This window comes from Pseudomonas sp. PME37.24/006 (genome assembly GCF_055556635.1).
Window position 1 is genome coordinate 1 of sequence record NZ_JBVHNL010000148.1, and the last position, 264, is coordinate 264.

Below are 264 nucleotides of genomic sequence, written 5' to 3' on the forward strand. Positions count from 1 at the left end.
GTGCAGCAAGCCCTGCTGAAGCTGATCGAAGGCACCATGGCATCGGTGCCGCCGCAAGGTGGCCGCAAGCATCCGAACCAGGACTTCGTGCAGATCGACACGACCAACATCATGTTCATCTGCGGCGGCGCCTTCGATGGCCTGGCCAAGATCATTTCCGACCGTTCCGAAAAGAGCGGCATCGGTTTCTCGGCCAGCGTGAAGAGCCAGACCCAGAAGAGCAATTCGGAAGTGCTGTTGAATGCCGAGCCGGAAGACCTGGTC

The 264-nt window shown here is 59.5% G+C and carries 1 protein-coding gene; it reads left to right on the top strand.

The annotated features are described in order from the left end of the window. A partial coding sequence (locus tag ACZ3GY_RS24190; RefSeq protein WP_465912303.1) for an AAA family ATPase occupies positions 1–264 on the top strand: 264 nt, incomplete at both ends.